This is a genomic window from Anaeromyxobacter sp. SG66 (assembly GCF_022690805.1).
In the GTDB taxonomy this organism is placed as follows: domain Bacteria; phylum Myxococcota; class Myxococcia; order Myxococcales; family Anaeromyxobacteraceae; genus Anaeromyxobacter; species Anaeromyxobacter soli.
In genome coordinates, this window is sequence record NZ_JALCZC010000041.1 from 1 (window position 1) to 23,445 (window position 23,445).

Annotated in this window: 21 protein-coding genes; 18 read left to right on the plus strand and 3 right to left on the minus strand. The window is 74.3% G+C overall.

The annotated features are described in order from the left end of the window. Nucleotides 1–138: 138 nt before the first annotated feature. Both MNZ39_RS13010 and MNZ39_RS13015 read right to left on the minus strand, forming a co-directional pair. Nucleotides 139–924, minus strand: a complete 786-nt coding sequence (locus MNZ39_RS13010) for an enoyl-CoA hydratase-related protein (protein WP_242339114.1) — start codon at nucleotides 922–924, stop codon at nucleotides 139–141. A 218-nt stretch (nucleotides 925–1,142) separates the two neighbouring features. Then, nucleotides 1,143–1,694, minus strand: coding sequence for a response regulator (locus MNZ39_RS13015; RefSeq protein WP_242339116.1), 552 nt, complete (start codon nucleotides 1,692–1,694; stop codon nucleotides 1,143–1,145). A gap of 262 nt (nucleotides 1,695–1,956) precedes the next feature. Between MNZ39_RS13015 and MNZ39_RS13020 the strand changes: the two genes are divergently transcribed. From MNZ39_RS13020 to MNZ39_RS13050, 7 genes are all read left to right on the plus strand, one after another. Then, nucleotides 1,957–2,730 (plus strand): SDR family NAD(P)-dependent oxidoreductase, encoded by a 774-nt coding sequence (locus MNZ39_RS13020; protein WP_242339118.1) that lies wholly within the window; start codon nucleotides 1,957–1,959, stop codon nucleotides 2,728–2,730. 115 nt (nucleotides 2,731–2,845) lie between these two features. Continuing rightward, on the plus strand, nucleotides 2,846–4,204 hold the full coding sequence (locus MNZ39_RS13025) for a TrpB-like pyridoxal phosphate-dependent enzyme (protein WP_242339120.1): 1,359 nt from the start codon (nucleotides 2,846–2,848) through the stop codon (nucleotides 4,202–4,204). Nucleotides 4,205–4,206: 2 nt separating this feature from the next. Further along, the gene (locus MNZ39_RS13030) at nucleotides 4,207–5,817 is read left to right on the plus strand and encodes a cation:proton antiporter (RefSeq protein WP_242339122.1); all 1,611 of its coding nucleotides are present in this window, start codon (nucleotides 4,207–4,209) and stop codon (nucleotides 5,815–5,817) included. After that, nucleotides 5,814–7,139: a cation:proton antiporter gene (locus MNZ39_RS13035; RefSeq protein WP_242339124.1), complete on the plus strand. Its 1,326-nt coding sequence runs from the start codon at nucleotides 5,814–5,816 to the stop codon at nucleotides 7,137–7,139. Before MNZ39_RS13030 ends, MNZ39_RS13035 begins: the two co-directional genes overlap by 4 nt. A 154-nt stretch (nucleotides 7,140–7,293) precedes the next feature. After that, nucleotides 7,294–8,253: an ABC transporter substrate-binding protein gene (locus MNZ39_RS13040; RefSeq protein ID WP_242339126.1), complete on the plus strand. Its 960-nt coding sequence runs from the start codon at nucleotides 7,294–7,296 to the stop codon at nucleotides 8,251–8,253. Beyond that, nucleotides 8,250–9,077 (plus strand): ABC transporter permease, encoded by an 828-nt coding sequence (locus MNZ39_RS24960; protein WP_242339128.1) that lies wholly within the window; start codon nucleotides 8,250–8,252, stop codon nucleotides 9,075–9,077. Before MNZ39_RS13040 ends, MNZ39_RS24960 begins: the two co-directional genes overlap by 4 nt. After that, nucleotides 9,077–9,892: an ABC transporter ATP-binding protein gene (locus tag MNZ39_RS13050; protein WP_242339130.1), complete on the plus strand. Its 816-nt coding sequence runs from the start codon at nucleotides 9,077–9,079 to the stop codon at nucleotides 9,890–9,892. The genes MNZ39_RS24960 and MNZ39_RS13050 overlap by 1 nt, the downstream gene beginning before the upstream one ends. Before the next feature lie 43 nt (nucleotides 9,893–9,935). Here the strand turns inward: MNZ39_RS13050 and MNZ39_RS13055 are convergent, their stop codons facing one another. Further along, complete coding sequence (locus tag MNZ39_RS13055) at nucleotides 9,936–10,757, minus strand: NAD(P)-dependent oxidoreductase (protein WP_242339132.1); 822 nt, start codon at nucleotides 10,755–10,757, stop codon at nucleotides 9,936–9,938. A gap of 490 nt (nucleotides 10,758–11,247) precedes the next feature. Between MNZ39_RS13055 and MNZ39_RS13060 the strand changes: the two genes are divergently transcribed. From MNZ39_RS13060 to murG, 11 genes are all read left to right on the plus strand, one after another. Then, the gene (locus tag MNZ39_RS13060; protein WP_242339135.1) at nucleotides 11,248–11,685 is read left to right on the plus strand and encodes a division/cell wall cluster transcriptional repressor MraZ; all 438 of its coding nucleotides are present in this window, start codon (nucleotides 11,248–11,250) and stop codon (nucleotides 11,683–11,685) included. Between the two features lie 20 nt (nucleotides 11,686–11,705). Further along, on the plus strand, nucleotides 11,706–12,008 hold the full coding sequence (locus tag MNZ39_RS13065) for an anti-anti-sigma factor (RefSeq protein ID WP_242339138.1): 303 nt from the start codon (nucleotides 11,706–11,708) through the stop codon (nucleotides 12,006–12,008). Continuing rightward, nucleotides 12,005–12,937 (plus strand): 16S rRNA (cytosine(1402)-N(4))-methyltransferase RsmH, encoded by a 933-nt coding sequence (gene rsmH / locus MNZ39_RS13070; protein ID WP_242339141.1) that lies wholly within the window; start codon nucleotides 12,005–12,007, stop codon nucleotides 12,935–12,937. The genes MNZ39_RS13065 and rsmH overlap by 4 nt, the downstream gene beginning before the upstream one ends. Beyond that, entirely contained in the window at nucleotides 12,934–13,443 is a 510-nt protein-coding gene (locus MNZ39_RS13075) for a cell division protein FtsL (protein WP_242339144.1), read from the plus strand. The genes rsmH and MNZ39_RS13075 overlap by 4 nt, the downstream gene beginning before the upstream one ends. Nucleotides 13,444–13,447: 4 nt before the next feature. Beyond that, a complete protein-coding gene (locus MNZ39_RS13080; RefSeq protein WP_242339146.1) occupies nucleotides 13,448–15,460 on the plus strand; it encodes a penicillin-binding protein in 2,013 nt (670 codons plus the stop codon). A 175-nt stretch (nucleotides 15,461–15,635) separates the two neighbouring features. Further along, nucleotides 15,636–17,129, plus strand: coding sequence for a UDP-N-acetylmuramoyl-L-alanyl-D-glutamate--2,6-diaminopimelate ligase (locus tag MNZ39_RS13085; protein ID WP_242339149.1), 1,494 nt, complete (start codon nucleotides 15,636–15,638; stop codon nucleotides 17,127–17,129). Nucleotides 17,130–17,139: 10 nt separating this feature from the next. Next, the gene (gene murF / locus MNZ39_RS13090) at nucleotides 17,140–18,525 is read left to right on the plus strand and encodes a UDP-N-acetylmuramoyl-tripeptide--D-alanyl-D-alanine ligase (protein ID WP_242339151.1); all 1,386 of its coding nucleotides are present in this window, start codon (nucleotides 17,140–17,142) and stop codon (nucleotides 18,523–18,525) included. Further along, nucleotides 18,526–19,668: a phospho-N-acetylmuramoyl-pentapeptide-transferase gene (mraY, locus tag MNZ39_RS13095; protein WP_242339153.1), complete on the plus strand. Its 1,143-nt coding sequence runs from the start codon at nucleotides 18,526–18,528 to the stop codon at nucleotides 19,666–19,668. 5 nt (nucleotides 19,669–19,673) lie between these two features. Continuing rightward, nucleotides 19,674–21,065: a UDP-N-acetylmuramoyl-L-alanine--D-glutamate ligase gene (murD, locus tag MNZ39_RS13100; RefSeq protein WP_242339155.1), complete on the plus strand. Its 1,392-nt coding sequence runs from the start codon at nucleotides 19,674–19,676 to the stop codon at nucleotides 21,063–21,065. Next, on the plus strand, nucleotides 21,062–22,294 hold the full coding sequence (gene ftsW, locus MNZ39_RS13105; RefSeq protein WP_242339158.1) for a putative lipid II flippase FtsW: 1,233 nt from the start codon (nucleotides 21,062–21,064) through the stop codon (nucleotides 22,292–22,294). Before murD ends, ftsW begins: the two co-directional genes overlap by 4 nt. Further along, the gene (gene murG / locus MNZ39_RS13110; protein ID WP_242339160.1) at nucleotides 22,291–23,439 is read left to right on the plus strand and encodes an undecaprenyldiphospho-muramoylpentapeptide beta-N-acetylglucosaminyltransferase; all 1,149 of its coding nucleotides are present in this window, start codon (nucleotides 22,291–22,293) and stop codon (nucleotides 23,437–23,439) included. The genes ftsW and murG overlap by 4 nt, the downstream gene beginning before the upstream one ends. The last annotated feature ends 6 nt before the right edge of the window (nucleotides 23,440–23,445 follow it).

Sequence of the window (23,445 nt, forward strand, 5' to 3'; positions counted from 1 at the left end):
CCCGCGCCGCCCCGGGGGACGGCGCGGGCGCGATCGCCCGGCGCGCCCTCGTCGCGGGCCTCGCCGCGCTCCTGCTCGGTGCGGCCGCGGGGTACGCCATCGGGACCGCGACCGCTCCCCCCGCGCCGCCCGCGGCGCTCACTCGCCCCTGAAGCGCGGCCGGCGCCGCTCCTGCCAGGCGGCCCGCCCCTCGCGCATGTCCGCGCTCTCGAAGGCGCGCCGCCTGAGGTCCGCGATCTCCCCGCGCTCCGGGTCCGAGAGCCCGCGCTCGTGCGCGCCCTCGAGGAGCCGGAGGATCCGCTTCATGCCCCGCACCGCCAGCGGCGCGTTGGCCGCGATGTCGGCGGCGAGCGCGAGCGCGTCCCCCTCGGCCGCCTCCGCCGACGCGACGCGGTTCACGATCCCCCAGGCGAGCGCGGTCTCGGCGTCGATCGGGCGCCCCGTGAAGAACAGCTCGCGCGTGCGCGCCGCCCCGACGAGATCGGCGAAGCGCCGCAGGCCGCCCTCCGGGTACACGACGCCCAGCTTCGCGGGCGGCATCCCGAGCTTCACCCCCGCGCGCGCGACGCGCAGGTCGCAGGTGACCGCGAGCTCGAACCCGCCGCCGAACGCGCCGCCGTTCAGGAACGCCACCGTCGGGCACGGCACCGCGTCGAGCGCCGCGGCGGTGCGCTCGACCGCCTCGTCGGGCCGCTCGCCGCGCGCCGAGGTGAGCGAGATCTCGGCGAGGTCGAAGCCGGAGGAGAAGGCCTCCTCGCCGGCGCCGCGCAAGACGAGGCAGCGCACGCCGCCGTCCGACGCCGCGACGCACGCGGCCTCGAGCTCCTCCAGCGCCTGGAAGTCGAGCGCGTTCCGCTTCGCCGCGTTGTCGAGGACGAGGACGCGGACCGGGCCGTGATCCTCGGCGCGTACGCGAGGCGCCATCGGCTACTCCATCACAGCGGTGTGAATCCGTGACGTCATGCGCTCTCCGCTCGCCAGCCGTGAGGGACGCGCGACGTTAGCCCGGAGGCACGCATCCGGCAACCCGCGCGGAGGTCGAGGCGGGCGGCGAGGTGCTCGGCGCGCTCGCCGCAAATGAAAAGGGTCCGCGCGAAGGCGGACCCTTGCAGCGATGGTACCGGGGGCGACCACTCCTCGGTTTACCGGCGTGAGACCGGTATCGCGTGTAGTCGATGGATGGCCATCGGCTCGCGCGACGTCAACCCCGCGGAGCTCGTGGCCCCCGCGGGGGAAGCGGGCGCGCGCAGCGCCTCGCGCACCGCGTCGGCGAGCGCCTCGTAGCTCACGGGCTTTCGCAGGAAGCGCGCCACGCCGAGCGCGGCGAGCCGCGCCTCCTCGCTCGCGCCACCGCTCGAGGCCGCGATGACGGGGAGCGCGGCGAGCAACGGCGCGGCGCGGATCCGCTCGACGAGCGCCACGCCGGACATCGTCGGCATGAAGACGTCGGTGACGACGAGGTCCACCGTCGGCGCGCGCAGGAGGCGCGCGAGCGCCTCGCCGCCGTCGCGCGCGCGCTCGATGGCGAGCGGTCGCCGGTCGGCGCTCGAGAGCCGCCGCAGCGCGGCCTCGTACATCGACGCGACGAGCGTGTTGTCCTCGACGACGAGCACCCGCGGGACGGCCACGGCGGCGGACTCCCCGGAGCTGGCGGCGGCGAGGGGGATCGAGCGGGAGCGGATGTCGTCGTTCACGGTGCCTCCGGACTGTCGAGGCATCATCGCTCGATAGGGCGAACGTGGCACGCGCTACGGGTGAACCCTTCTCGGGCGTCATGGGGTCTCGGGACGCTCTTCGGCCGGGCGGGAGGGGTGGGCGATGCTCGCACCGGGTGCGACGTGCGCGCCGGTCACGGGAGCCCTCTGGGCCGCGAAGTTCGAGCCGGCTCGTTGCGAGCGGCGCCCGCCCGCCGATATCGTCCGAAGGTTCCCTCACACCTCACACCGAGGAGGCAGCATGCAGTCCCTGCAAGGACGGGTCGCGCTCGTGACCGGCGGCGGACGGGGCATCGGGCGGGCGATCGCGATCGCGCTCGCGCGCGCGGGCGCAGACGTCGCGGTGGCCGCCCGGACCGTGCCCGAGATCGAGGCGGTCGCGGCGGAGATCGCCGCGCTGGGCCGGCGGACGCACTTCTTCCCCCTCGACGTGTCCGACCGCGCGCGCGTGGCGGCGGCGCCGCGGGAGGTCGAGGCGCAGCTCGGGCCGGTCGACCTGCTCGTGAACAACGCCGGCATCCACGGCAGCGCGCCGCTGCAGCGGCTCGACGACGCGCAGTGGGACGGCATCCTCGCCGTGGACCTCACCGCGCCCTTCGTGCTCACCCGCGCCTGCCTGCCCGGCATGTACGAGCGCCGCTTCGGCCGCGTGATCAACGTCGCCTCGGTCGCCGGCAAGATCGGCCTCAAGTACGGAGCGGCCTACGCGGCGGCGAAGCACGGGCTCATCGGGCTCACCCGCAGCCTCGCGCTCGAGGGCGCGCGCAAGGGCGTCACGGCGAACGCGATCTGCCCGAGCTGGACCGAGACGCGGATGATGCAGGAGGCGGCGCACGACGTGGCGATCGCCACCGGGCGGAGCGAGGCGGAGGCACGCGAGGCGATGCTGCGCGAGAACCCGCTCGGCCGCGCCGCCCTGCCGGAGGAGGTCGCGGACGTCGCCGTGCTCCTCGCGTCGAACGGCGCCATCACCGGGCAGGCGATCCACGTGGACGGCGGCGAGGTGATGGCCTGACCGGCCCCGCTCGCGCGAACGACCGGGCGCTCTCCCGCCGCCCCGGAGCCCGGGCTCTTGACGCGCTGCGCCTCCACCTGCGCTAATCGGCCTCTTTTTTTCCTCGAGGAGACCCATGCAGCAGACCAAGTACCTGCTCGGCGAGGACCGCATCCCCACCCACTGGTACAACGTGGTGGCGGACCTCCCCGCGCCCCCGGCGCCCGTGCTCCACCCCGGCACCGGCGCGCCCGTGACGCCCGCGGACATGCTCCCGCTCTTCCCGCCGGCGGTCCTCGAGCAGGAGATGTCGGGCGAGCGGTGGATCCCCATCCCCGAGGAGGTCCGGCGGATCTACGCGCTGTGGCGCCCCTCGCCGCTCTTCCGCGCCCACCGGCTCGAGGCGGCGCTCGGGACCCCCGCGCGCATCTACTACAAGTACGAGGGCGTCTCACCGGCGGGCTCGCACAAGCCGAACACCGCCGTGCCGCAGGCCTACTACAACAAGCTCGCGGGCACGAAGCGGATCGCCACCGAGACCGGCGCCGGCCAGTGGGGCAGCTCGATGGCGCTCGCGTGCCGGATGTTCGGGCTCGAGTGCACCGTCTACATGGTGAAGGTTTCGTTCCAGCAGAAGCCCTACCGGAAGAGCATGATGCAGCTCTGGGGCGCGGAGGTGGTGCCCTCGCCCTCCCCCCGCACCGCCGCCGGGCGCGCCATCCTCGCGCAGGACCCGGAGAGCCCCGGGTCGCTCGGGATCGCCATCTCGGAGGCGGTCGAGGACGCCGTCTCGCGGGAGGACACCCGCTACGCGCTCGGCAGCGTGCTGAACCACGTCTGCCTGCACCAGACGGTGATCGGGCTCGAGGCGAAGGAGCAGCTCGCCCTCGCCGGCGACTACCCCGACGTCATCGTCGCCGCGCACGGCGGCGGCTCGAACTTCGCCGGCGTGGGGTTCCCCTTCGTCGCCGACAAGGCCGCCGGCAAGCAGGTCCGCATCGTCGCGGTCGAGCCGTCGTCCTGCCCGACGCTCACGAAGGGCGTCTACGCCTTCGACTACGGCGACACCGCCCGGATGGCGCCCATCACCAAGATGTACACCCTGGGTCACGACTTCATGCCGCCCGGCATCCACGCCGGCGGCCTGCGCTACCACGGCGCGTCGCCCCTCGTGTCGCAGCTCGTCCACCACGGGATCGTCGAGGCGCGCGCGGTCGGCCAGCTCGGCTGCTTCGAGGCCGCCACCCTCTTCGCGCGGACCGAGGCGATCATCCCGGCGCCCGAGTCGTCGCACGCGATCCGGGGCGCCGTGGACGAGGCGCTCCGGGCGAAGGAGGAGGGCAAGGAGCGGGTGATCCTCTTCAACCTCTCCGGCCACGGGCACGTCGACATGGCGGCCTACGACGACTACTTCGCGGGGCGGCTCGAGGACGCCGAGTACCCCGCCGAGAAGGTCGCGGCCTCGCTCGCGAACCTCCCGAAGGTGAAGCTCTAGCTTTGCCCGGCCGCATGCTCCCGGGCGGCGCGCGCCTCGCCGCGGCCACGCTCGCCGCCTGCCTCCTCGTCGCCTCGGCCGCTCCGGCCGTGGCCGCGGAGCCGCGCGCGCAACCAGGCTCCGTATCGACGGCGACGCCGGCCCCGGCCCCGGCCCCGACGCAGGCCCAGGACGCGACCGCGACTCCGACCCCGCTCCCCGCCCCCGCGGACGCCCCCGCCGATCCGGCCTTCCCGCGCCTCGACTTCGCTCCCCACGAGCCGACGCCCGACCGTCCCCCGCCGCGGGCCCTCCCGCCCGCGGCGCCGAACCCGTCGCTCGCGCCGGTGCTCGAGTCGCCCGAGCGACCCGAGGCGGTCACGCCGCCGCAGCGGCCGGCGGTGGTCATCCGCACCATCATCGGGCTCGCGCTGCTCGTCGCCCTCGCCTACGCGGCGGCGCACCCGGCCGTGGTGCGCTGGGAGCGGCGCATCCGCGTCTCGCAGCTCGTGGCCGCCGGGCTCCCCTTCATCGCGCTCGGGATGATCGCCCGCGCGCCGCCGTTCGCCGTGCTGTCGGACGACGTGCTCGCCCAGCTCGCCCCGGTGCTGCGGCTCGGCCTCGGCTGGATCGGCTTCATCGTGGGGTTCCGGCTCGACGCGCGGGAGCTCTCTGGCACCGACGAGCGAGCGGTCGCGTCGGCCGCGCTGCTCAGCTCGCTGCCGTTCGCCGCGGTCGTCGCCGGCGCAGCCGCGGTGCTCCTGCCGGCCGGCCCGCTCGCGGAGCGGCTCCGCGACCCGGTGTTCCTGCGCGACGCGCTCGTCCTCGGCACGGCCGCCTCGATGACGGCCGCGACGGTCCCGCACCTCCTGCCTGCTCGCACGCCGCCGGCCGCCGTCGCGGTCCTCGGCCGGATCGTCCGGCTCGAGGAGATCGCCGGCATCCTCGGGCTCGCCCTCGTCGCGGCGTACTTCCGCCCGCAGGGGGACGCCGTGACCTGGCGGCTCCCCGGGACGGCGTGGCTCATGCTCACCGCCGGCGCGGGCACGCTGCTCGGCCTCGTCGTCCTCGTCCTGCTGCGCCGGGCGCGGAGCGGGCCCGAGTTCTCCGTGCTGACGCTCGGCTCGGTCGCCTTCTCGTCGGGCCTCGCGGGCTACCTGCACCTCTCGTCGGTGGTGGTCTGCTTCGTGGCCGGCGTGATCCTCGCGAACTTCCCGGGGAAGCACCAGGCGCGCTTCCGCGCCGTGCTCGACCTGCTCGAGCGCCCGGTCTACCTCGTGCTCCTCGTCATCCTCGGCGCGCTCTGGCCCACCCGGTCGGTCACCGGCTGGCTCCTCATCCCGGTGTTCGTCGGCGCGCGCTTGCTGGGGCGCTGGGCCGGCGCGAGGGTGGCGGTGCGCATGGGCGCGCTCGACCTCGACGCGGGTGCCCGCCGCGTCGTCATCGTGGCGCCGGTCGGGTCGCTCGCGATCGCCATCGTCGTGAACGCGCAGCTCCTCTATCCCGGCGGCTCCATCGCCGACGCGGTGGTGGCGGTCGTGGGCGGCGCGCTCGCCACCGAGGCGCTCGTCCACACGTTCGGGCGGGGCCGGATCGCGCCCGCCCCCGAGCCGCGCGGGGAGCCGACGCCGTGATCGACGCGGTCCTCCTCGCCCTCCTCGCCGGCCTCATGCACGCGGCGCGCACGTTCTCGACGGGCGGCGCCCCGCCCGCGGGGACCTCCCTCGGCTTCGGCTACCTGCTCCTCACCGCCTTCCTCTCCGGCCGGATCTTCGCCGCGGTGCGGCTCCCGAAGCTCACCGGCTACATCGCGGCGGGCGTCGTGGTCGGCCCGTCCGTGCTCGGGTTCCTCGACTCGGCCGTCGTCGAGAACCTCCAGATCGTGAACGGGGTGGCGGTGTCGCTCATCGCCCTCACCGCCGGGACGGAGCTGCGCCTCGCCCGCATCCGGCCGCTCGCGCGCACCATCGGGATCACCACCGCGATGGGCGTCGTCGGGGGCGCGCTCGCCATCGCCGCGACCCTGCTCCTCCTGCGCGGTCAGCTCCCGTTCCTCTCCGCGCTGCCGGCCCTCCAGGCCGCCGCGGTCGCGCTCGTGCTCGGCGTGGTGCTCGTCGCCCAGTCCCCGGCGGTGGTGGTCGCGCTCTCGGACGAGCTCCGCGCGGACGGCCCCGTGACGCGCGTCGTGCTCGGGGTGGTGGTCCTCGCGGACCTGTTCGTCATCGTGCTCTTCGCCCTCGCCTCCGCGGCCGCGAAGGCGGCGCTCGGGGTCGCGGGCGGGGCGAGCGCCGCGGTCGGGCACATCGCCTGGGAGCTCCTCGGCTCGATCGTGGCGGGGTTCGTCCTCGCGGCGCTCCTCGCCGCCTACCTGCGCTGGGTCCGGCGGGGCGCGACGCTCTTCGTGCTCGCCGCCGCCTTCGTGGTCGCCGAGGTGGGCCAGCGCATCGGGTTCGACCCGCTCCTCGTCTCCCTCACCGCGGGCGTCCTCGTGCGCAACCTCACGCGGCACGGGGACGAGCTGCACGAGCTCGTCTCGGGGGCGTCCCTGCCGGTGTACGTCATCTTCTTCGCCGTCACCGGCGCGAAGCTGCACCTCTCGGCGGTCCCGCCGGTCGCGCTGCCGGTGCTCGCGATCGTGGCGGTGCGGGCGGCCTCGCTGCTCATCGCCGGACGGATGGGCGCGCGCGCGGCGGGCGCGCCGCCGGAGGTGGCCCGCTGGGCGCCGTTCGGGCTCTTGCCGCAGGCCGGGGTCGCGCTCGCGCTCGCGCTCCTCTTCGCGCGGGCGTTCCCGGAGTTCGGGGGCGAGGCCTCGGCGGTGGCGCTCGGGGTCGTGGCGATGAACGAGATCGTGGCGCCCGCCGTGTACCGGCTCGCGCTCCTCCGGAGCGGGGAGGCCGGGCGCGTCGAGGCGCGCCCGACGCCGGCGCCCACGACCGCGCGAGCCGAGCAGGGCTGATTGCGCGGCGCGTCGTGCCCGGCGCGGAGCCGCCGCCCGCCCGGGCGCCCCATGGGGGACCGGCGAGGGCCTCGCTCGCGGCGTAAGCCAGCATGTACGCCCCACGTCGGTGCCTGCGGAGCTGCGCCCGATACGCCCACCGGAGGAATCCCCCATGCCCCGTCTCGCCCTCGCCGCGCTCGCGCTCGCCCTCGCCGGGTCAGCCCGCGCGGAGGACGTCGTCCGCCTCGGCAACCTCAAGTTCGCGCACTACGGCGCGGTCTCGTACATGAAGGATCACTGCGGGAAGTTCGGCCTCAAGGTCGAGGAGATCGTCTTTCCGAAGGGCATCGACATCTTCCCCGCCATCGTGAAGGGCGAGGTGGACCTCGCCGCGAGCGCCGCGGACGCCGCCATCGCGAACCGAGCCGGCGGCGGCCAGATCTACATCGTCGCCGGCTTCGCGAAGGGCGGCGCCAGGCTCGTCGCCGCGACCGACGCGCCCATCAAGTCCGTGGCCGATCTGAAGGGCAAGAAGGTCGGCGTCGCGCGCGGCGGGGCGCAGGAGCTCCTGCTCCTCGCCGAGCTCTCGAAGCACGGGCTCACGTGGTCCGACCGCCCGGGCAAGGACGTCCAGCTCGTCTACCTGCCGTTCGCCGACCTGAACCAGGCGCTCATGCAGAAGCAGATCGACGCCATGTGCCAGTCCGAGCCGCAGTCGTCGCAGGCCATCAACAAGGGGTTCGGGCGCGAGCTCCTGAAGCCGTACGACACGCCGCTCGGCGAGCCGGTGCGCGCGCTCGTGATGACCGAGAAGCTCTACAAGGAGAAGCCGGACGTCGCGCAGCGCGTGCTCGATTGCTTCGTGGACGCGACGAACAAGTTCCTCGCCGATCCCAAGCTCGCCGAGAAGTACGTCGTGGAGCAGATGTTCAAGGGGCAGATCACGAGCCAGGACTACAAGGACGCGATCGCGAACTCGCCCTTCACGCACGACATCACGGTGGAGCACGTGCAGACGACGACCGACCTGATGGTGAAGTACGGGGTCGGCAAGCTGCAGCGCCCGCCGAGCGCGAAGGACTGGGTGAAGCTCGATCTGCTCCAGAAGGCGAAGGCCAAGTCCGAAAAGTGAAGACCGCCCGCTCCCACGCGGCCCGGCTCGCGCGCCAGCTCCTCGTCCCCGCGATCGTGCTCGTCGCGTGGGAGGGCATCTCGCGCGCGGGCTGGGTCTCGCCCATCATCCTCCCCGCGCCGTCGCAGGTGCTCGTCCGCTGGATCGACTACGCCCGCCCGCTCGCGCCCTACGACCCGGCGGAGGGGAGCCGGCTCCGCTGGCTCTTCTCCGGCGAGCTGCCGCACGACGCGCTCGCGAGCCTCATCCGAGTCGCGGGCGGGTTCGCCGTGGGCGCCGTGCTGGCGCTCCCGCTCGGCCTGCTCATGGGCGCGAAGCCCATCGTGTACGAGCTCATGAACCCGCTCGTGCAGATCCTCCGGCCGATCCCGCCCATCGCCTACATCCCGCTCGCGATCCTCTGGTTCGGCCTCGGCAACCCGCCCGCCTTCTTCCTCATCTCGCTCGGCGCCTTCTTCCCCATCCTCATGAACACCATCGCCGGGGTCCGGAACGTGGACGCCATCTACGTGCGCGCCGCGCGGAACCTCGGCGCCTCGGAGTGGACGCTGTTCTGGCGCGTCATGGTGCCGGCGGCGATGCCGTACATCCTCGCCGGCGTCCGCATCGGGTTCGGCGTCGCCTTCATCGTGGTGATCGTCGCGGAGATGATCGCGGTGAACTCCGGCCTCGGGTACCGCATCCTCGAGGCGCGCGAGTACTTCTGGTCCGACAAGGTGATCGCGGGGATGATCAGCATCGGGCTCGCGGGCCTCGGCATCGACGTCGGCATGAACAGCCTCAACGCGTGGCTGCTGCGCTGGCACCGGGGGGTGGAGGGGTGATGGCCGCGTCCGTCGCGGGCGCCGCGCCCGCCATCCAGGTGCGCGGAGTCCGCAAGGTCTTCAGCGGATCCGAGGGCGAGGTCGTGGCCCTCGACGGCATCGACCTCGACGTGGAGCCGGGTGAGCTCGTCTGCCTCCTCGGCCCGTCCGGCTGCGGGAAGTCCACCCTCCTGAACGCCATCGCCGGCTTCTCGCCGCCGACCTCCGGGACCATCGTCGCGAACGGCCGGGCCGTCACCGCCCCGGGCCCGGACCGGGCGATGGTGTTCCAGGAGTACGCGCTCTTCCCCTGGATGACGGTCGAGAAGAACGTGGCCTTCGGGCTCGAGATGGCGAGGGTGCCGGCGCGCGAGCGGCGCGAGCGGGTGGACGCGCTCCTCGGCATGCTCAACCTGCGCGAGTTCCGCGACCGCTTCCCGAAGGACCTCTCCGGCGGCATGCGCCAGCGCGTCGCCATCGCCCGCGTGCTCGCCATCGACTCGCCCATGCTCCTCATGGACGAGCCGTTCGGCGCGCTCGACGCGCTCACCCGCCGGAACCTCCAGGACGAGCTGCTGCGCATCTGGGCGAAGCTCCGCAAGACCATCGTCTTCGTGACGCACGGGATCGAGGAGTCGATCTACCTCGCCGACCGGGTGGTGGTGATGACCTACCGCCCCGGCACGGTGAAGCGGATCGTCCCGGTGACGCTCCCCCGCCCCCGCGATCCCGCCGCGCCGGAGTTCAACGCGCTGAAGCGCGAGATCTCGCAGATGGTGATGGAGGAGCAGGCGCGGCACGCGCAGGCCGAGGTGGGCGGGGCGACGGCGGACTGAGCCGGGCCGAGCCCGCCGGGCGGCGACGGCGCCCGGTCGCCGATCAATCCAGGAAGAGGTCCGGCATCAGCTCTTGCCCCGGCTCGACCGCGTACTTGCCGAGGTCGGTCACGCCGTCCTCGCGGAGCACGTCCTCGTCGATGAAGAAGTTGCCGGTGCAGCTCCGGCTCTCGCGCTTCAGGATCGCGATCGCCGCGTCGGCGACGATCTCGGGCGTGCGGCCGTGGCGCGCGGTGTCCTCGCCGCCGAGCAGGTTCAGCGCCGCGGTCGCGATGACGGTGCGCGGCCAGAGCGCGTTCACGGCGATCCCCTTCTCGCGCAGCTCCTCCGCCATGCCGAGCACGCACAGGCTCATGCCGTACTTCGCCATCGTGTAGGCGACGTGCGGCGCGAACCAGCGCGGGTTCAGGGACAGCGGCGGCGAGAGGTTCAGGATGTGCGGGTTCGCGCTCTTCTCGAGCAGCGGGATGCACGCCTGGGAGCAGGCGAAGGTCCCGCGCGCGTTCACCTGGTGCATGAGGTCGTAGCGCTTCATCGGCGTCTCGACCGTGCCGGCGAGGAAGATCGCGCTCGCGTTGTTCACGAGCACGTCGATCCCCCCGAACCGCTCCTGCGCGGCCTTCACCGCCGCCGCGATCTCCGCCTCGTCGCGCACGTCGCAGTGGACCGCGAGCGCCTTGCCGCCGGCCGCCTCGATCTCCTTTGCGGTCCCCTGGATGGTCCCCGGCAGCTTCGGGTTCGGGACGCTCGACTTCGCGGCGACGATCACGTTCGCGCCCTCGCGCCCGGCGGCGATCCCGATCGCCTTGCCGATGCCCCGGCTCGCGCCGGTGATGAAGAGCGTCTTCCCTTTGAGTGAAGGCATGGAGACCTCGCGCTGGGTTGGTCGGGCAGGATGACGGAGGGACCCGGCGGGGAGCAATGGGACGGACGGGGCGGGGACGATTCCCGATCCCGATCCCGACCTCGACTGGCGGCTGCGACCGCCGACCTCGACCCCCAACCCCGACTTCGACCCCCGATCCGACCCTGACGAGCCGCCGGCGACCCCCGCTCGAGCCTCCCGGGTGATCCAGATCGGCCCCTCCCGAGCCCCTCGCGCCGCCCTCCCACTCCCGGGCAGCCAGCCTCCCGAGCAAGCCTTCGTGCGACCCCACGGGACCCGAGCGCCTGCCGGTCGCGTGTGCGCTAACACCTACACCAACCGGCCGCGATCGCGCGCTGAACGCATTGCCAGCCCGTGAAACGGCCGATCCGGGCGCCCGTTGACTTCGACGGCCGTTGTCCGTAGATCGGGACCATTCAGTGGGAAAAAGTGGCAAGCAGCGGATCAGAGCGGCAGGATCGGCCAGCCCGTGTTCTTCGGAACCTTCAACCACGCGATCGACGCGAAGGGGCGAACGAGCCTCCCGGTGAAGTTCCGCGAGGCGCTGGCCGCGGCGGGCGAGCCGCGGATCGTGCTCATGCAGTACCCGCACTGGCGCGCGGTGCAGGCGCTCCCGCAGTCCGTCTGGAACGAGCTCGTGAAGAAGGTGATGGACGCCTCCCCGCTCGACGCCAGGACGCAGCGGAGCGTCCTCAAGTTCGTGTCCTCCGCGCACGAGGTGGACCTCGACGCGAACGGCCGCGTCCTCGTCCCGCCGGCGCTCCGCGAGTGGGCGGGGCTCGCGAAGGACGTCGTCTGGGTGGGGATGGGCCGGACCATCCACCTCTACGACAAGGCCGCGTACGAGCAGCAGGTGGCTGAGGAGATCCCGAGCGACCAGGTGGTCGACTTCTTCGGGAAGGTCTAGCGGGCGAAGGGAGACGGGCGATGTTCGAGGCGAGACACCAGGACGACGTGACGATCATCCGCGGCGTGGACGAGCTCACGAAGGACGAGCTGTCGGCGATCGCCGCGATCGCGCGGCGCGCCCGCGACGACGGGCGCCGCGTGGTCATCGACCTCAAGAACGTGACGCACCTCCACTACGCGGGCGCGGCGCTCCTCAAGGCGATCCCCGGGCTGCGCGCGGCGGGGGCGAGCCGTTACGTCCGTGATCTCGTCCACGCCGGCGGCGCGGGCGGGCACCTCGAGCTGTTCGAGGACGTGGAGGCGGCCTTCCGGGCGGCGTGAGCGGGGAATTCGTCCATGCTTCGGTACTTCCGAGAGAGATCGTCGAGATCCTGCGCCCCGAGCCGGGCAAGCTCCTGCTCGACGGGACGCTCGGCGGCGGCGGCCACTCGGAGCTCCTGCTCGAGCGGGGTGCGCGCGTGATCGGCCTCGACAAGGACCCGCGCGCCCTCGCGGCCGCCACCGCGCGCCTCGCGCGCTGGGGCGAGGCGTTCCGGGCGGTGCGCGCCGACTTCCGCGACGCGAAGAACGTGCTCTCCGCGCTGGGCCTGGCCGGCGTCGACGGCGCGCTCGTGGACCTCGGCGTCTCCTCCCCCCAGCTCGACCAGGCGGAGCGAGGCTTCTCGTTCTCGCGCCCCGGCCCGCTCGACATGCGCATGGGCGAGGAGGGCGAGCGCCTCGAGGACCTGCTCCGGCGCATCGACGAGCGCGAGCTCGCGCGCATCCTCCGCGAGTACGGCGAGGAGCCGTTCGCCCGCCCCATCGCGCGCGCGGTGAAGCGCGCCGTGGAGTCCGACGAGCGGCTCGACACCGGGCGCCTCGCCGAGATCGTCGCGAAGGCGATCCCCCGCAAGGCATGGCCGCGGCGCATCCACCCGGCGACCCGCACGTTCCAGGCGCTCCGCATCGCGGTGAACGACGAGCTCGGCGCCCTCGCGGCGTGGCTCGACGGGCTCCCCGCCATGCTGAACGTCGGCGGCCGGGCCGCGGCGATCTCCTTCCACTCGCTCGAGGACCGGATGGTGAAGGAGCGCTTCCGCGCGCTCACCCAGGCCTGCACCTGCCCGCCCGACCTGCCCGTGTGCGCCTGCGGCGCGCGCGCGGCGTTCGCGGCGGTGACGCGCAAGGCGATCGTACCGTCCGACGACGAGGTCCTGGGGAACGCCCGCGCCAGGAGCGCGAAGCTGCGCGCCGTGGAGAAGCTCCGGTGAGGCGCGCCCCCGCACGCGGCCGCCCGGCGGCCCCTCCCCGCGCCGCGGCGCGCGCGAGCGCCCTGCCCGTCGCCCGGGCGGCGACGGCGGCGCTCCTCGTCGTGGTCCTCGGCGTCTTCCACATCTGGTCCCGCACGCGCGTGGTCGCGGCGGGATACCGGCTCGGCGCGCTGCAGGCCGAGCACACGAAGCTCACCTCCGAGCACGACCGCCTCCGCATCGAGGTGGAGACCCTCCGCGCGCCGCGCGCGCTCGAGGAGTTCGCTCGGAACAAGCTGGGCATGGCTCCGCCGGACTCCGGTCCGGTGTGGGCGGCAGGCCCGCGCCCCGCTTCGGCGGGCGCGGGCGGGGCGGGCGTGGACGGTGTGGATCACCGATCCGGGCCGGCGGAGCCATCCCTCTCCACGAAGGCTGGGCGGGCGGCGGCGGGGCCCGCGGCGGACTCCGAGCGCGTCGCGCTCCGGGGCCCGCTGCGGGCGGGCCGCTCCGTGCCGCGCGAGAGGTAGCGCGTTGCGCACGGGGCCCGATCCGCGCGCGACCCGCTGGATCGCCGTCCGGATCGGCGCTCTGGCCGCCCTCTTGGCCGCCGGCTTCGCGATCGTCGCCGGCCGCGCGTTCCAGCTCCAGGTGCTGCGCCGGGACGCGCTCGTCGAGGAGATGGTCGACCAGTACCGGCGCCAGCTCGTGCTGAAGCCGCGGCGCGGCGTCATCACCGACCGCTCCGGCGTGCTCCTCGCGGGCAGCGCCGACGCGCGCTCGGTGTTCGCCGATCCCGTGGTCCTCGAGAAGGAGGACGGCCGCGGCGAGGCGCTCCGGAAGGTCTGCCAGGCGCTGAAGCTCGACCCGGGCGCCGTCCGCAGGAAGCTCGCCAAGGGCAGCCGCTTCGTCTGGATCGCGCGGCGGATCTCGCCGTCGCAGGCCGCGCAGGTCGAGGCGATCCTGAAGGCGAGCCGCGTGCGCGGGGTCGCGCTCGTCCCGGAGACGCGCCGCTACTACCCGAAGCTCGAGCTCGCGAGCCAGGTCCTCGGCCTCGTCGGCGACGACGGCGAGGGGCTCGAGGGGGTTGAGCTCGGGCTCGACGAGGTGCTGCGCGGCGAGCCCGCGAAGGTGCCGTCCCTGCGCGACGGCGCCGGCAAGACCGTCCTCGCCCAGGCGCCCACCGCCGGGCAGGCCCGCGAGGGCGCGCGCGTCGAGCTCACGCTCGACCAGGGCATCCAGCTCTCCGCGGAGCGTTCGCTCGGCGCGGCGGTGAGGCGCTCGCAGGCGCTCTCCGGCATGGCGGTCGCCATGGACCCGCGCACGGGCGAGGTGCTCGCCATGGCGAGCTATCCCCCCTCCAACCCGAACGCGCCCAAGCGCGGCGCGGAGCTCCGCAATCGCGTCGTCACCGACTCCTTCGAGCCCGGCTCGACGGTGAAGACCTTCACCATCGCCGGCGCCCTCGCGCGCGGCGCGCTCCACCCGCTCGACCCCATCGACTGCGGCAACGGCCGCTACGCCATCGGGGCCCACGTCATCCACGATCACGAGGCGCTCGGCTGGGCGGGCGCGTCGAAGATCCTGGCGGTGAGCTCGAACATCGGCGCCGCCAAGATCGGCGCGCGCCTGGGGCGCGCGGGGCTCCACGAGTCGCTCGCCGCGTTCGGGCTGGGCGAGCGAACCGGCGTCGGGCTCCCCGGCGAGATCCGCGGCCAGCTCCCGCCGCCGCGCTCCGAGGTCGCCCTCGCGACCCAGAGCTTCGGCCACGGCCTGACGGCGAACGCCCTCCAGATCACCGCCGGCATGGCGGCCATCGCGAACGGCGGCAAGCTCATGCGCCCCATCGCCGTGCGCCGGGTCGTCGATCCGGCGACGGGCGAGGTGCTCCAGGCGGCGTCGCCGGAGGTGGTCCGGCAGGCCGTGCCGCCGGACGTCGCGGAGACGATGACGCGCTTCCTCGTGGGGGTGGTGGAGGATCCGAAGGGGACCGGGAAGCGCGCGCGGCTCGCCGGGTGGCGCGTCGCCGGCAAGACCGGCACCGCGCGCAAGGTCGATCCGGTCTCCGGCGGCTACGCCTCGGACCGGCACTTCAGCTCCTTCGTCGGGTTCGCTCCCGCCGAGGCGCCGCGCGTGGTGGTGGGCGTGTTCCTCGACGAGCCGAAGGGCGACGTGCACGGCGGCGAGGTCGCGGCGCCCGCGTTCCGCGAGATCGTGGAGGACGCCATGCGGCTCATGGGCGTGCCCGCGAGCGGACCGGAGGCCGAGCGGCTCGCGCTCGCGGCGGCGCCTCCCGTCGAGGAGGAGCCGGAGGGGCCGCCCCCCGTCGAGCTGGCGGCGCGCGCGGCCGCCCCCGTGGACGGCGCGAGCGTGGCCGTGCCCTCGCTCGCCGGCCTGCCCGCTCGCTCGGCGATCCGGTCGCTCGAGCAGGCGGACCTCGCCGCCGAGGTAGACGGCTCCGGCAGGGTCGTGCAGCAGTGGCCGGCGGCGGGGAAGGTGGTCGAGCGCGGGACCCGGGTGCGGATGCGGCTCGCGCCGACCGGGTGACCTGGCGCCCACATGGCCGGAAGCCTTGCGGGCGGGCACTAGCGCCGGAGCCCGTTGCTGTAAGATGTGCCGCGCCGCGCCGTGGCGCGTGTCCCAGGTGACACGCCGGCGCGTAACCGGGCGAGCGCACAGGGGAAGAGATTCCGGAGGGCGGCTTGCATTCCGGTGTGGTGAGATGAAGCTCTCGGCAGTCATCCAGGGAACGGGCGCGCGAGGCGAGGTGGCTGGCGATCCCGAGATCGCCCGCGTCACGGGGGACTCTCGCGAGGTCGTCCCGGGCGCGGTGTTCTTCGCCCTCCCCGGGGCGGTGCACGACGGCCACGACTTCGCCGCGCAGGCGGCGGAACGCGGGGCGGTGGCCGTCGTCGCCGAGCGGAAGATCGCGTGCGCTCCGGCCACGCTCCTCCTCGCCCCGTCGTCGCGCCGCGCGATGGCCATCGCCGCCGCGAACTTCCACGGCCGGCCCGCCGACGCGCTCCGCGTGGCGGGCGTCACCGGCACGAACGGCAAGACGACGATCACCTACCTCGTCGAGGCCTGCGCGCGCGCGGCGGACCTGCCCATCGGCCTGCTCGGCACCGTCACGCAGCGCTTCCCCGGCGTCGAGCGGACGGCGACGCACACGACCCCCGAGTCGACGGCCATCCAGGCGGTGCTCGCGGAGATGCGCGACGCCGGCGCGCGGGCGGTGGTGCTCGAGGTCTCCTCGCACGCGCTCGCGCAGGAGCGGGTCGCCGGCATGCGCTTCGCCGCCGCCGGCTTCACGAACCTCACCCGCGATCACCTCGACTACCACGGCGACATGGAGGCGTACTTCGCCGCCAAGCGCCGGCTCTTCACGGAGCACCTCGCACCCGACGGCGTGGCCGTGGTGAACGCGCGCGATCCGTACGGCGCCCGGCTCGCAGACCAGCTCGGCCCCGGGCGTCGCGTCTGGCGCTACGGCACCCGCGCCGAGGACGCCCTCCGCGCCGAGGGCGTCGCCCTGGGGCTCGCCGGCATCGCGGCGACCTTCGTGACGCCGAAGGGGGAGATCGCGATCCGCTCCCCGCTCGTCGGCGCGCACAACCTCGAGAACCTCCTCTGCGCGGCCGGGCTCGCGCTCGCCCTCGGCATCCCGCCGGAGGCGATCGCGCGCGGGCTCTCCGCCTCCCCCGGCGCCCCCGGACGGCTCGAGCGGATCGACGGCCGCGGCATCTCGGCGTTCGTGGACTACGCCCACACCGACGACGCGCTCGCGCGCGCCCTCGAGGCGCTCCGCGCCACCGGACCCCGCCGGCTCCTCTGCGTCTTCGGCTGCGGCGGCGACCGCGATCGCGGCAAGCGCCCGCTCATGGGCGAGGTCGCCGCCCGCGGGGCCGATCTCGTCGTCGTCACGAGCGACAACCCGCGCACCGAGGCGCCGGACGCGATCATCTCGGACGTGCTGCCCGGCCTCGAGCGGGCGGGCGCGCCGCGGCTCACGACCGCGGCGGCGCAGGGCGGCGGGCGCGGCTTCCTCGTCGAGCCGGAGCGCCGCGCGGCGATCGCGCTCGCCCTGTCCCTCGCGCGCGCGGGCGACGCCGTGCTCATCGCCGGCAAGGGGCACGAGGACTACCAGATCGTCGGCACGACGAAGCACCCCTTCTCCGACCGCGAGGAGGCCCAGAGGGCCCTCCGCACCGCATGATGGCGACGCAATGACCGTCCCCCACTTCTCCTCCGACGAGCTCGCCGCCGCGACCGGCGGGCGCTGGATCGGCGCCCCGCCCGCGGAGGTCGCCGGCGTCTCGACCGACACCCGCACGCTCGCGCCGGGCGCGCTGTTCGTCGCCCTCGTGGGCGAGCGCTTCGACGCGCACGCCTACCTCGCCGAGGCGGCCGCGAAGGGCGCCGTCGCCGCGGTCGTGGCCGACGGCCGCGCGCCGGCCGGGGCGCCGCTGCCGCTCCTCTCGGTCCCGGACACCCTCCCCGCGCTCGGCGCCATCGCGCGCCACCACCGCCGCCGGTTCCAGATCCCCGTCGTCGGCGTCACCGGCTCGAACGGCAAGACCACGACCCGCGAGATGATCGCGGCGATCCTGGCGACGCGCGGCCCCGCCCTGAAGACCGAGGGCAACCTCAACAACGAGGTGGGCGTCCCGCTGACGCTCCTCGGCCTCGGGCCGGAGCACCGCTCGGCAGTCGTCGAGATGGGGATGAGCCACCCCGGGGAGATCACGCGCCTCGCCGCCATCGCCGAGCCGTACGTGGGGGTCGTGACGCTCGCCGCGCCCGCCCACCTCGAGGGGCTCGGCACCCTGGACGCGGTCGCCGACGCGAAGGCCGAGCTGTACCGGGGGCTGCCGGAGACCGGCATCGTCATCGCCAACGCGGACGATCCCCGCATGCTGCGGCGCGCCCAGGCGAGCGGCCACCGGATGCTCACCTTCGCCGCGGCGGCGGGCCGGCGCGGCGACGTCGTCGTGCTCGAGATCGCCTCGCAGGGGGACGACGGGCTCCGCTTCGTGCTCGGCATCGGCAACCGCGAGGTGGAGGTGCACATCCCGGCGCTGGTGGGCGCGCACAACGCCGCGAACGCGGCGGCGGCCGCGGCGACCGGCGTCGCCCTCGGCTGCAGCGATCGCGAGATCGCGCAGGGGCTCGCGGCGGTCCGCCCGGTGGGGCGCCGCCTGCGCCTCGACCGGCTCGCCTCGGGCCTCCGGCTCGTCGACGACTGCTACAACGCGAACCCCTCCTCGATGTCCGCGGCGCTCCGCACGCTCGTCGATCTCGCGCGGCCCGACGCCCGGCCGGTGGCGGTGCTCGGCGACATGCTCGAGCTCGGCGCGTTCGAGGAGGAGGCCCACCGCGCCCTCGGCGCGGAGGCCGCCCGCGCGGGCGTCTCCCTCCTCGCCGCGTTCGGGCCGAGGGCCCGCGCCACCGCCGAGGCGGCGCGCGCCGCCGGCCTCGAGACCTTCCACACCGACGACATGGACGCGCTCGTCCGCTGGGCCCGGGCCGCGATCGCGCCGTCGAACGACGTCCTCCTCGTCAAGGGCAGCCGCGGCATGAAGCTCGAGCGGCTCGTCGAGGCCCTCCGCTAGATGCTCTACCACCTCCTCTACCCGCTCTCCGGGCAGTTCGGGCTCTTCAACGTCCTGCGCTACCCGTCGTTCCGCATCGTGGCGGCGGGCCTCGTCGCGCTCCTCATCGGGCTCCTCTTCGGGCCGCTGTTCATCGAGCGGATGCGCGTGCTCCAGTACGGGCACACGAACGTCCGCGAGGACACGCCGGAGCGGCACAAGAAGAAGGCCGGCACGCCGTCGATGGGCGGCGCGCTCATCCTCTTCGCCGTCACCGTGTCGACGCTGCTCTTCGCCGACCTCGCGAACCGGCTCGTCTGGGCGGCGCTCCTCGTGACGCTCGGCTACGGCGCCATCGGCTTCTGGGACGACTGGCTCAAGATCTCCAAGAAGAACTCGAAGGGGCTCGCCGGGAAGAAGAAGCTCCTCCTCCAGGTGCTCGTGGTGCTCGTCGTCTACTACGGGTTCCTCACCGACGGGCAGCTCCGCCGGGTGGACGGGTTCCCGTTCGTCACGGTGGGCAGCCTCGTCGACCTGCACCTCACGCTGCCGTTCGTGCCGACGCACCTCTTCGCGCCGTCGCTCGGCGCGCTCTACCTGCCGTTCATGATCTTCGTCGTGGTCGCCACGTCGAACGCGGTGAACCTCACCGACGGCCTCGACGGCCTGGCCATCGGCCCGACGATCGTCTCGTCGATGACGTTCCTCGCGCTCTCGTACGTCGCGGGCGCGACCATCGCGGGCTTCAGCCTCGCCGAGTACCTGCGCATCGCGTACATCCCGGGGGCCGAGGAGCTGGGCGTCTTCTGCTCGGCCATCTTCGGCGCCAGCATCGCCTTCCTCTGGTACAACACGTACCCTGCGTCGGTGTTCATGGGCGACGTCGGCTCGCTGGCGCTCGGCGGCGGCCTCGGCATGCTCGCCGTGCTCACCAAGAACGAGGTGGCGAGCGCGATCCTCCACGGCGTGTTCCTCGCCGAGACGGTCAGCGTCATCCTGCAGGTCTGGTCCTTCCGGACCACCGGCAAGCGCATCTTCCGCATGGCGCCCATCCACCACCACTACGAGCTCAAGGGCTGGGCGGAGCCGAAGATCATCGTGCGCTTCTGGATCATGTCGATCATGCTCGCCCTCGTGGCGCTCATGTCGCTCAAGCTGAGGTAGCGGCCTTGAGCACCCCCGATCTGAAGGGCAAGCGCGTCACCGTCGTCGGCCTCGCCAAGAGCGGCGTGGCGGCGGCGCGCCTCTGCGCGCGCGAGGGCGCGCGCGTCACCGTCACCGACCGGCGCGGCGAGGAGCACCTCTCCGCCCCGCTCGCCGCGCTCGCCGGCGCGAGCGTGCGCCGCGCGCTCGGCGGCCACGATCCCGCCGACTTCGAGCACGCCGACCTCGTCGTGGTCTCGCCCGGCGTCCCCATGGCGATCCCCGAGCTCCGCGCGGCCCGCGCGGCAGGCGTGCCCGTGTGGGGCGAGGCGGAGCTCGCCGCCCGCTTCCTCCCCGCGGTGCCGATCGTCGCGATCACCGGGACGAACGGGAAGAGCACGACGACCGCGCTCGCCGGCGCCCTCTTCGCGCGCCACCGGCGGACGTTCACCGGCGGGAACCTCGGCACCCCCCTCTGCGAGCACGTCCTCGAGGGCGGCGGCGCGGAGGTGGTCGTCCTCGAGCTCTCGTCCTTCCAGATCGAGGGGCTCCTCTCGCTCCGCCCGCGCGTGGCGGCCATCCTGAACGTCACCCCGGATCACCTCGACCGCTACCGCGACGTGGACGACTACGCCGCCGCGAAGGCGCGGCTCTTCGCGCTCCAGCAGGCGGACAACCACGCCGTCGCGAACGCCCGCGACCCGCGCGCGCTCGCCATGGCCGAGAGCTCGCGCGCCGCGCTGCACACCTTCGGCTTCGGCCCCCCCGCGCCCGACGGCGCGCGCGATCCGGGCGGCGAGCCGGGGGCGGGCGGCGCGACCGAGCTGTGGGTCCGGCGCGGCGGCGGCGCGCCCGAGCGGTTCCGCCTGGCCAACCGGGCGCTCCGCGGACGGCACAACCGCGAGAACGCGATGGCCGCCGTGCTCTCGGCGCGGCTCCTCGGCGTGCCGGGCGACGCGGTGCAGGCGGGGCTCGACGCGTTCCCCGGCCTGCCGCACCGGCTCGAGCTCGTCTCCGAGCGGGGCGGGGTGGAGTGGGTGAACGACTCGAAGGCGACCAACGTCGACTCCACCTACGTCGGCCTCTCCGCCTTCCCGGCCGGCGCGCCGCGCGTCGTGCTCGTCATGGGCGGCCGCGGCAAGGGAGCGCCGTACGCCCCCCTCCGTCCGCTCTTCCCCGGCCGCGTGAAGGCGCTCCTCACCGTCGGCGAGGACGCGCCCGCCGTCGAGCGCGAGCTCGGCGATCTCTGCCCCACCGAGCCCTGCGGCACGCTCGAGGCCGCGGTGCGTCGGGCGGCGGCCCTCGCCCGTCCGGGGGACGCGGTCCTCCTCTCTCCGGCCTGCGCGAGCTACGATCAGTTCCGCAGCTACGAGGAGCGTGGCGCCGCGTTCCGCCGCCACGTCGCGGAGCTCTCATGAGTCGAGCCGAGGACACGTCCGCGCCGCGCGCCGGGGCCCACATCGACGGGCTCCTCCTCGGCGCGCTGCTCGCGCTCACCGCGCTCGGCGCGGTGATGGTGTACTCGGCGAGCGCGATCCCGGCGTCACAGAGCGCGCGGCTCGGGCACGACGAGTTCTACTACCTGAAGCGGCAGCTCCTCGCGGCCGGGGTGGGCGTCGGGCTGCTCGTGGCCGCGCTCCGCCTCGGCGCCCGGAGGATCTCGGCGCTCGCCTACCCGCTCCTCGCCGTCACCTTCTTCACGCTCCTCCTCGTCCCGGTGCTCGGGAAGACCGCCGGCGGCGCGCAGCGCTGGATCCCGCTCGGCCCCCTGCAGTTCCAGCCCGCCGAGGCGGCGAAGGTGGCGCTCGTCCTCTACCTCGCGCGCTCGCTCGCGCGGAAGCAGGAGAAGGTCCGGATCTTCTCCATCGGGCTCCTCCCCCACCTCCTCGTGACGGGCGCGCTCGTCGCCCTCTGCCTGTGGCAGAGCGACATGGGGACGGGGGTCATCCTCTTCCTCGTCCTCTTCGCGATGCTCTTCGCGGCGGGCGCGCGCGTCTCCTACCTCCTCGGCGCCGGGCTGCTCGCCCTGCCCGTCGCCTGGCACCTCGTGAAGTCCACGCCCTACCGGTACGAGCGCGTCATGGCGTTCCTCGATCCGGAGCGCTACCGGTACGGGCCCGGGTTCCAGCTCTGGGAGTCGCTCCTCGGCACCGCGCACGGCGGCTGGCTCGGCCAGGGGCTCGGCCAGGGCAAGGGCAAGCTCTTCTACCTGCCGGCGGCGCACACGGACTTCATCGCGGCGGTGATCGCGGAGGAGACGGGGCTGCTCGGGATCCTGCTGCTCGTCTCGCTGTACGCGGTGGTGGTCTGGCGCGGCGTGCGCGCCGCGCTGCACGCGTCCGAGCCGTTCGGCTGCTACGCGGCGCTCGGCGTGACCTCGCTCGTCGGCGCGCAGGCGCTCGTGAACCTGGCGGTGGTGTTCGGCCTGTTGCCGACGAAGGGGCTCACCCTGCCCTTCGTCTCCTACGGCGGCTCCTCGCTCATGACGCTCCTCGGGGCGGCGGGCGTCCTGCTCACGGTGAGCGGCGAGCGCGGCGGGTTCTTGCGCCGCGCGCCCTCGGCGGTGATCGTGCGCCCGAGCGCCGAGCGGTCGCGGGCGGCCGGGGACGCACGGCTCGACACGGGTGTGGAAGGGACGACGCCATGAGGATGCTCATCGCCGGCGGCGGCACCGGGGGCCACGTCTTCCCCGGCATCGCCCTCGCGGAGGAGGTGGTCGGGCGCCACCCCGCGAACGACGTCGTCTTCGTCGGCACCGGGCGCGGGCTCGAGGCGAAGGTCGTCCCCGCGGCGGGGTTCCCGATCGAGCTCATCGACGTGAAGGGGCTGAAGGGCAAGGGGCTCCTCTCGCTCCTCGTGAACCTGCTCCTCATCCCGCGCGCGCTCCTCCAGTCCTACCGGATCCTGCGCAAGTGGCGGCCGGACGTGGTGATCGGGGTGGGCGGCTACGCGAGCGGGCCCGTCGTGCTCGTGGCCTCGCTGCTCAGGATCCCGACGGCGGTCCAGGAGCAGAACGCGATCGCCGGGTTCACCAACCGGGTGCTCGGGCGGTTCGTCGAGGCGGTCTTCACCGCCTTCCCGGAGGCCGCGCGGCACTTCCCCGGCCGCAAGGTGTACCAGCTCGGCAACCCCATCCGCCGCAAGCTCATGGAGAACTACATGCGGCCGGACGTCGAGCACGACCGGCTGCGGCTCCTCGTCTTCGGCGGATCGCAGGGCGCGCACGCGCTCAACATGCGCGTCGTCGAGGCGCTCCCGCACCTCGCCGACCTGCGCGACGGGCTCCGCGTCACCCACCAGACCGGCGCGCGCGACCGCGAGCAGGTCGAGAAGGGCTACCGCGCCTGCGGGTTCGAGCCGGACGTGCGCGAGTTCATCCACGACATGAGCGCGGCGTACGCCGGGGCCGACCTCGTCGTGTGCCGCGCCGGCGCGACCACGCTCGCCGAGCTCACCGTCTGCAAGAAGCCGTCGATCCTGGTCCCCTTCCCCGCCGCCGCCGACAACCACCAGGTGCTGAACGCGCGCAGCCTCGTGGACGCGGGCGCGGCGGTCATGATCGAGGAGCGCGACCTCACCGGCGAGCTGCTCGCCGCGGAGATCCGCTCCGTCCTCACCCACCCCGAGCGGCGCGAGCGGATGGTGCGCGCCGCGGGGCGGCTCGGCAGCCCGCAGGCGGCGAAGGAGATCGGCGACGTGTGCGCCGAGCTCGTGCGCCGCCGCTGGGGCTCCCCCGCCGGCCAGGAGCGCGCCCCCGGCCACGGCCCCGTCCGCCCACCCGACCTCGCCTGACCGCCC

What these genes read in the sequence shown, in the direction of transcription:
- MNZ39_RS13010 (WP_242339114.1), bottom strand. Translation starts at nt 924, where the DNA reads ATGGCGCCTCGCGTACGCGCCGAGGATCACGGCCCGGTCCGCGTCCTC.
- MNZ39_RS13020 (WP_242339118.1), top strand. Translation starts at nt 1,957, where the DNA reads ATGCAGTCCCTGCAAGGACGGGTCGCGCTCGTGACCGGCGGCGGACGG.
- MNZ39_RS13025 (WP_242339120.1), top strand. Translation starts at nt 2,846, where the DNA reads ATGCAGCAGACCAAGTACCTGCTCGGCGAGGACCGCATCCCCACCCAC.
- MNZ39_RS13040 (WP_242339126.1), top strand. Translation starts at nt 7,294, where the DNA reads ATGCCCCGTCTCGCCCTCGCCGCGCTCGCGCTCGCCCTCGCCGGGTCA.
- MNZ39_RS13050 (WP_242339130.1), top strand. Translation starts at nt 9,077, where the DNA reads ATGGCCGCGTCCGTCGCGGGCGCCGCGCCCGCCATCCAGGTGCGCGGA.
- MNZ39_RS13055 (WP_242339132.1), bottom strand. Translation starts at nt 10,757, where the DNA reads ATGCCTTCACTCAAAGGGAAGACGCTCTTCATCACCGGCGCGAGCCGG.
- MNZ39_RS13065 (WP_242339138.1), top strand. Translation starts at nt 11,706, where the DNA reads ATGTTCGAGGCGAGACACCAGGACGACGTGACGATCATCCGCGGCGTG.
- MNZ39_RS13085 (WP_242339149.1), top strand. Translation starts at nt 15,636, where the DNA reads ATGAAGCTCTCGGCAGTCATCCAGGGAACGGGCGCGCGAGGCGAGGTG.
- murF (WP_242339151.1), top strand. Translation starts at nt 17,140, where the DNA reads ATGACCGTCCCCCACTTCTCCTCCGACGAGCTCGCCGCCGCGACCGGC.
- mraY (WP_242339153.1), top strand. Translation starts at nt 18,526, where the DNA reads ATGCTCTACCACCTCCTCTACCCGCTCTCCGGGCAGTTCGGGCTCTTC.
- ftsW (WP_242339158.1), top strand. Translation starts at nt 21,062, where the DNA reads ATGAGTCGAGCCGAGGACACGTCCGCGCCGCGCGCCGGGGCCCACATC.
- murG (WP_242339160.1), top strand. Translation starts at nt 22,291, where the DNA reads ATGAGGATGCTCATCGCCGGCGGCGGCACCGGGGGCCACGTCTTCCCC.